The sequence below is a fragment of the Streptomyces sp. 7N604 genome (genome assembly GCF_052245475.1).
GTDB lineage: Bacteria > Actinomycetota > Actinomycetes > Streptomycetales > Streptomycetaceae > Streptomyces.
On record NZ_JBQQBX010000040.1, the window covers coordinates 59,726 to 67,890 of the forward strand.

Annotated in this window: 2 protein-coding genes; both read right to left on the bottom strand. The window is 72.1% G+C overall.

The genetic code is table 11. The annotated features are described in order from the left end of the window. Window positions 1-16: 16 nt before the first annotated feature. On the bottom strand, window positions 17-7,216 hold the full coding sequence (locus ACTWP8_RS33315) for an amino acid adenylation domain-containing protein (RefSeq protein WP_443325810.1): 7,200 nt from the start codon (window positions 7,214-7,216) through the stop codon (window positions 17-19). After that, window positions 7,216-8,165, bottom strand: a 950-nt coding sequence (locus tag ACTWP8_RS33320; protein WP_443325811.1) for a condensation domain-containing protein, incomplete at its 5' end; no start/stop codon positions are given. The genes ACTWP8_RS33315 and ACTWP8_RS33320, both read right to left, overlap by 1 nt.

Genomic DNA, 8,165 nt, shown 5'->3' on the forward strand with positions numbered 1-8,165 from the left:
TTTCCGGGGGAAGAGTTCACAACTTGTCAGCGAGGACACGGCCGATACCGGCGATATGCCGCGGGTCAGTCATCAGATTGCCGTGCGCCGAGTCTATCGCGTGCACTTCAATGCGTCCGCCGACGAACGGTTGCCAGAAGCTGACATTCAGCCGGGTTTCCCGGTCCGTTGCAGACATGCGCGTGGCCGAGAAGAAGAGGACGTCACCGTCGAAGAATCCGGGCTTGAATTTGCGCATGATCCGGACATTGTTGACGTAGACGTCCTTGACCGCGAGCATGTCCTGGGCCTCCAGATGCGCCAGGGAGTCGTCCGTGTTTTGCAGGAACTCCCGAAAACGCAGCAGAACGCGCTCCTGGTCTGCTATCAGCTCGGCCATGTCGAACTCGAATCCCATCGCCTGCAGGTTGTGCGCGACCACTTCGTGCTCGATGACCTCCCGGGCGTCGGCGTCCTTGCCCGGTGGGTAGGCGTCGAGCAGGGCCAGCAGCCCGACCTCCTCGCCCTCTGCACGCAGCCGGGTTGCCAGGGCGTGCGCGGACAGCCCGCCGAAGGACCACCCGGCAAGCCGGTACGGGCCGCTCGGCTGGACGGACCGTATGCGCGCGAGATAGTCCTCGACCATCTCGTCCATGGTCGACGGCAAGGCGCCCGCGCCGTCGAGTCCGCGCGCCTGTACGCCGTACACCGGGACATGCTTCCCGATGTGCCGTACGAGGCCGGCGTAACACCAGCTGAAGCCGCCGCCGGGGTGCAGGCAGAAGAGCGGCGCAGCCTCACCCCGCGCCCGCAGCGGCAGCAGCACATCCGCGGAGTGGCGCAGCCCCGGACCGGACTGCCCGTCACCACCGCTCAGTGCCCCGGCGAGAGCTGCCACTGTGGGTGCCTCGAAGACCCGGCGGATGGGCGCCTCCACGCCCAGCTCCTCGCGGATCCTGCCGACGAGCCGGGCGGCCAGGAAGGAGTGGCCGCCCAACTCGAAGAAGTCGTCGTCGACTCCGACCGTCGCCACTCCGAGCACCTCCGCGTACAGGGCGCACAGCACCTCCTCGGCCGGTGTCTGCGGCGCGCGGGACCCGGTGGAGTACTCGGGCGCGGGCAGCGCCGACCGGTCGAGTTTTCCGTTGGGCGTCAACGGCAGCGTGTCCAGGCCGACGAATGCCGAGGGCACCATGTGGTCGGGCAGCTGCCCGGCGGCAAAGCCGCGCAGCGCCCCCGCCTCGGGCTGCTCGCCGTCCGCCACCACATAGGCCACCAGCCGCCTGTCGCCGGGCCGGTCCTCACGGACGACCACGGCCGCCCGCGCGATATGGGGATGGGCAGTCAGGACCGCCTCGATCTCGCCGGGCTCGACCCGGAACCCGCGGATCTTCACCTGGGCGTCCGCGCGGCCCAGGTAGACGAGTTGGCCATCGGCGGTCCAACGGGCCAGATCGCCCGTACGGTACATGCGCGCACCGGGCGGTCCGTAGGGGTCCGCGGCAAACCGCTCCGCGGTCAGCCGGGGGCGGCCGATGTACCCCCGCGCCAGGCCCGCGCCCGCGATGTACACCTCTCCCGTCGCGCCTGGTGGCACCGGTCGCAGCCACGCGTCCAGCAGCCGGATACGGGTGTTGGCGATCGGTGTGCCGATGGGCGGTACCGAGGCGGGCCACTGCGCGACCGCGTGAGGGAGCTGATAGGCGGTCACCACGTGTGTCTCGGCCGGGCCGTAGTGATTGTGGAGCCGGCAGCCCGCGTGGCCGGAGTGGAACGCGCGTATCGCACCGTGCGGGGTGAGCGCCTCCCCGGCCTGCACCAGGTCGGTGAGGTGGGGCAGTTCGAGACCGTGCGCCACGACCGACTCGCATACGGCCTCGATGACCAGGTTGGGCGCGTACAGCTCCTGGATCCGCTCGTCACGCAGCCATCGCGCCAGCTCCGCCGGGTCGCGCCGTACGTGCTCGGCGCAGACCACGAGCGTCTTGCCGGACAGCAGCGCGGACAGGATCTCCTGCACCGAGACGTCGAAGCTGACCGCCGTGAACTGCGCGACACGGGTGCCCGGTCCGCCGGGCAGGGCGCCCTCGTGCCAGTCGAGGAGGTTGGCCACCGCGCTCGCCGGCATGGCCAGTCCCTTGGGACGGCCGGTCGATCCCGACGTGTAGATCACATAGGCCGGGTGAGCCGGAGCGAGGGGCGCGGTGCGCTCCTGCGCGGTGACGTCGCCGGACGACAGGCCCGCCGGCTCCGACGCCGTCTCCGGATCGTCGACCACGATCGCCCGCCCGGTCATCGTGGCCGGCAGGCCGTCGGCCTGGGCACGCGTGGTGAGGATCCGGGCGGGCCGGGAATCGCCGAGCATGTAGGCGATCCGGTCGGCCGGGTACTCAGGGTCGACCGGCACGTAACCGGCACCGGCCTTGAGGATCGCCAGCAGTGCGGTCACCAGGTGCGCGGAGCGGGGCATGGCGACGGCGACGAGGCTTTCAGGCCCCACTCCCTGTGCGATCAGGTACCGGGCCATGCGGTTGGCCCGCGCGTTGAGTTCGGCGTAGGTGAGCGGTCCGTCCGGGGACTCCACGGCCGTGGCGTGCGGCGACCGGGCCACCTGTGCCTCGAACCGCTCGGGCAGCGAGCCACCGGGCCCGGCGGCCTCGGTGTCGTTCCACTCGGTCAGGACCTGGCGCCGCTCGAGGCTCGACAGGATCTCGAACTCGCCGATCCTGCGCCGTGGATCGGCGGTCACCTCCTCCAGCAGGCGCAGCAAACGCGTCACGAGCGCTTCGGCCGTGCTCCGGTCGAACAGGTCGGAACTGAACTCCAGGCCCGCGCCGAGTCCGGCCGGACGGCCGTCGGCGCCGTGCCGCTCCGCGAAGGCGAAGAGAAGGTCGAACTTGGCGGCGCCCGCGTCGGACCGCACCGGCTCGGTCGTGAGGCCCGGAAGCTGCGGCGCCTGGTCCGAACCCTCCCGCTGCGCGGTGTTGTTGAACGTCAGCATGGTCTGGAAGAGCGGGTGCCTGGACAGCGAGCGTCCGGGGTTCAGCTCCTCCACCAGCCGCTCGAACGGCAGATCCTGGTGAGCGTAGGCCTCCAGGTCCGCCTCCCGGACCCGGGCGAGGAGCTCCTGGAAGGTCGGGTTGCCCGACGTATCGGTGCGCATGACCAGGGTGTTGACGAAGAAACCGACAAGCTCGTCGAGCGCGTCGTCGGTACGGCCGGCGACCGGCGTGCCGAGCGGAATGTCCGTGCCCGCGCCCAGCCGCGTGAGCAAGGTGGCGACGGCGGCCTGGAGGACCATGAACGAACTCGCCTGGGTGGCGCGGGCCAGCGCCACGATCCTCTCGTGCAGCTGCCCGGGCACCTCGTAGAGCACGCGGTCGCCCCGGTAGGACGCGGTGGCGGGCCGCGGCCGGTCCGCGGGCAGCGCCAGTTCGTCCGGGATGCCGGCCAGCGTCTGCTTCCAGTGGGCGAGTTGCCGCGCGATGGGGCTGTCCGGATCGCGTTCGTCTCCGAGCACCTGGCGCTGCCACAGGCTGTAGTCGGCGTACTGCACGGGCAGCGGCCGCCAAGCGGGGGCCGCCCCGGACCGGCGGGCCGCGTACGCGGAGGTCAGGTCGCCAGCCAGCAGCGGCACCGACCAGCCGTCGCCCGCGATGTGGTGGATCAGCAGCAGCAGTACGTGTTCCCGCTCCCCTGTTTCGAACAGCCAGGACCTCAGGGGAACCTCGGCGGACAGGTCGAAGGCGTACGCGGCGGCGGCTGCGATCTCCTCGTCGAGACGGCCCTCGTCGATCGCCGCCACCGTCAGCTCCGGGGCGGCCTCTGCGGCGTCGAGCACGATCTGGTGCGGGCCCTCGGCGTCCTCGGCGAAGACCGTGCGCAGCGACTCGTGCCGCCTCAGGAGGTCGGCGAGCGCGCACCGCAGCGCTTCGCGGTCGAGGTCGCCGGTCAGCCGCACCGCGAAGGGGATGTTGTAGGTGGGGCTCGGGCCGTCGAAGCGGTGCAGAAACCACAGCCTGCGCTGCGCGAAGGAGGCGGGCACACGGCCGGGCCGCGGCGTCACCGGGGCAAGGGCGGCGCGGGCCTCGCCGGCCTTGTCCAGCGCCCGTGCCAGGGAGGCGACGGTGGGGGCCTCGAAGAGCTGCCGGATCGCGAGCTCGACTCCCATCACCGTGCGGATGCGGCTCACCAGCCGGGTGGCGAGCAGCGAATGGCCGCCCGATTCGAAGAAGTGGTCGTCGATGGTGACCGACGGCAGCCCGAGGATCTCGGCGAACAGGCCGCACAGGATCTCCTCGTACCACGTGCGCGGGGCCCGTCCGGCCGACGCCGCAACGGGGTCCGGGGCGGGCAGCGCCCTGCGGTCGACCTTGCCGTTGCCGGTCAGGGGCAGCGCGTCCACGGACTCGAACGCTGACGGCACCATGTAGTCGGGCAGTTCCGCGGCCGCGTACGCCCGCAGCGCGGACGTATCCAGGGCACCGCCCTGCGCCGGCACCACATGGGCGGCGATCCCCTTGTCGCCGGGCCGGGGCTCCCAGAGGGTGACGACGGCCTGGGCGACCTCGGGGTGGCGGCCCAGCACCGCCTCGATCTCGCCCAGTTCGATGCGGAACCCGCGGATCTTCACCTGTTCGTCGGCGCGCCCGAGGTACTCCAGCGCCCCGGCGGCGTTCCACCGCACCAGGTCCCCGGTGCGGTACATGCGTGTGCCCGCCGGGCCGTGAGGAGCGGCGACGAACCGCTCGGCGGTCTGGCCCGGCCGCTGCCAGTAGCCGCGCGCCAGGCCCGCACCGGCGATATAGAGCTCGCCGGGCATGCCTGCGAGGACGGGGCGCAGCGCCCCGTCGAGGACGAGGAGCCGGGTGTTGTCCAGGGGCGTGCCGATCGGTATCTCGTCGGGGACGGCGCCGCCCGCGGGCAGCTTGTGACGCACCGCGAACGTCGTGGTCTCGGTCGGCCCGTAGCCGTCGACGACCGCAGTGCCGGGGCAGGCCCGCATGACGCGTCGTACCGACGCGGCCGGGACGACGTCGCCACCGGTCCACACCTCGCGTACCCCCGCGAGGTGTTCGGGTGCCTCGTCGGCCACGAGCTGGAACAGGCCGGATGTCAGCCACAGTCCGGTCACCGCGTGCTCCGCGAGGACCTTGCCCAGCAGCGCCGGGTCGAGGTTCCCGGCCGGGGCGACGATCGCGGTGCCACCGGACAGCAAGGGTACCCACAGCTCGTAGGTGGAGGCGTCGAAGGCGTGCGGCGAGTGCACGAGGACGCGCTCGTGCGCACCGCCCGCGAAGGACCGGTCGCGGGCCAGCTCCAGCACGTCCAGATGGGTGACGCCGACGCCCTTGGGGGTGCCCGTGGAGCCGGAGGTGTGCATCACGTACGCGAGCTGCTCCGGGTGTACGGACATCTCCGGTGAGCCCGCGGGGGCATCGCCCAGGGCGTCGGCGACGACCACCGGCACCTCGAGCTCCGCGGCGCGCTCCGCGTCCGCCCCGTCGGTGACCACGATCCGCGCACCGGACTGCTCCACGACGAGACGCTGCCGGTCGGCCGGGTCGTTGCGGTGCAGCGGGACGTAGGCGCCGCCTGCCTTGAGCACGCCGAGGACCGCGACGACGAGTGCGGCCGAGCGGTCCATGCACAGGGCCACCGGCGTCTCGGGCCGCACCCCGAGTCCGGTCAGATGCTGCGCCAACCGGTCGGACTCCGCGTCGAGTTCGGCATAGCTGAGCGTCCTGTCGCCATCGCGGACAGCGGTGGCGTCCGGGGTGCGGGCCACCTGCGATCGGAACGCCTCGGGCAGCGAGATCGCTGGAACATCGGTCACCGCACCGTGTCCGGACTCGAGGGCCGCGCGCCGCTCGCCGGGCGGCATCAGATCGAGCCGTCCGCCCGGCAGGGCGGGGTCGGCGACGACGGAACGCAACACGGCGACCAGCCAGTCCATGACCGTGCGGGCCAGGTCGCCGGGGATCCGGTCGGGCTGGTGGTCGAGGCGCAGCCGCAGGCTTCCGCGGCCGACGGCCACGAGCGCCAGGGGGTAGTGGGTCGCGTCGCGGTTGCGCGTGCCGGTCACGTCGACTCCGGGCAGACCGTCGCCGCCGGCGTTCCCGTTGTCCTGGCCCCTCCCGCCGTCCTCGTCGTACTCGGGCGCGATGTCAACCGGGTAGTTCTCGAAGACCATCGTCGTGTCGAAGAGTTCGCCCGCGCCGGCCAGCCGCTGGATCTCGGCGAGCCCGAGCTGCTGGTGGGGCTGAAGGCGCGTCTGCTCGTCCTGCACCCGCTGCAGCGTGTCGAGCAGCGGCTCGTACGGGCGCAGCCGCACCCGTACCGGCAGAGTGTTGATGAACAGCCCCACCATCGTCTCGATTCCCGCGATCTCCGGCGGGCGCCCGGATACCGTCGCCCCGAACACCACGTCGTCGCGGCCGGTGAGCCGGCCGAGCACCACCGCCCACGCGCCCTGGACCAGGGTGTTGAGGGTCAGGCCGCGGGCGCGGGCCAGCGCGGACAGCGCCTCGTACGTGGAGGCGTCCAGCTCCCGCTCCACCCGCTCGGGCACGCCCGGCAGCCGCTCGCCCGCCTGCGGCGCCACGAGGGTGGGCCCGTCGAGCCCGTCGAGTACCTCGCGCCATGCGGCCTCGGCCGTATCGCGATCCTGGTCGGCCAGCCACTGGAGATAGTCGCGATACGGGCGCACCCGCGGCAGGCCGCCGGCGTCGCCGCCCGACGCGTACAGCGCGAGCAGCTCCCGCACGACCATCGGCCGCGACCAGCCGTCCAGCAGGATGTGGTGGTTGGTCAGCACGAAGCGGAAGCGCTGCTCGCCCAAGCGCATCAGCGTGAACCGCAGCAGCGGCGGCTTGGTCAGGTCGAAGCGGCGCAGCCGGTCGGCTTCCAGCGCACGGTCGGCCGCGGGCAGGCGCTCGTCCTCGGGCAGGTGGGTCAGGTCCACCTCCTCCCAGGGAAGCTCCACCTGGCGCGGGATGAGCTGGACAGGGCGCTGCAGGCCCGCATACCGGAACGCCGCCCGCAGGTTGTCGTGCCTGGCCAGCAGCGCCTGTCCCGCGGCGCGCAGCGCCGCCACGTCCAGGTCGCCCTGGAGGTCGATGGCCTGCTGCACGAGGTAGACGTCGGTCGCCGTCTCGTCGTAGACGCTGTGGAAGAGCAAACCCTCCTGCAAGGGGGCCAGCGGCAGAATGTCCTGCAATCCGGACTGTGTCGCCATTACGACGTCCTCCACTCGTCTTCCAGCAAGTCGATCTCGCTCTGGCTGAGCAGGCTCAGCGATACGTCGGATACGGTGAGCCCGCCCGCGTCGGGCCGCTTCGCGTGCTCGACAAGGACCTCCAGCGCCCGGAACCACAGCTCGGCCAGCTCCTGGACGTCGGCTTCGCCGAGCACTCCGCGGGCCCAGGTCCAGGTCGCGGACAACTCGGGACCGCGGGGCCCGTCGTGAGTACGGGCGTTGAGCTCCAGGGCGTGCGCGAGCGGCACCCTGGGGTCCGTGCCCCCGGTCCCCGCCGCGGTGCCCAGCACCGCCCAGTCCGGGACCGGCGCGCTGCCCGCGTCCTCGATGTCGGCGGTGGTGAACCGGCCGAGGTAATTGAAGCCGACCTGGGGCAGCGGCAGACCCGAAAAGGCCCGCGCCGTCTCCGGGTTGAGGTAGCGGGCCATGCCGTACCCCATCCCCTTGTCGGGCACCGCGCGCAGCTGCTCCTTCACGCGCTTGAGCACCTGCCCCACGGCCGGACCTGCCGCCCAGGCCTCGGCGGAGTCGAAGGCACCGCCGTCCAGCCGGACCGGATAGATGCTGGTGAACCAGCCGACCGTGCGGGACAGATCGGCTGTGGACACCACCTGCTCCTCGCGGCCGTGCCCCTCCAGATGGAGCAGGACCCCGGCGCCGTGGGACGTGCGCCACTTCGCCCACGCCAGCGTGAAGGCCGCCAGCAGCACGTCATTGACCTCGGCGTTGAACACCGACGGCACCGTCGTCAGCACCGGCTCCGTCACCGCGACCGGCAGCCGCAGCGTGAGATGCCCGGCAGTCCCGTACGTGTCCCTCTCCGCATCCAGGGCCCGGCCGCCCAGCGGCGGGGACGCACCACGCAGCACATCCCGCCACCACGCGGCCTCCGCGGCACGCACCGGCGTCGCCGCCTCCTCCACCAGGC

Coding starts and splice junctions, on each gene's coding strand:
- ACTWP8_RS33315 (WP_443325810.1), bottom strand. CDS start 7,216: ATGGCGACACAGTCCGGATTGCAGGACATTCTGCCGCTGGCCCCCTTG.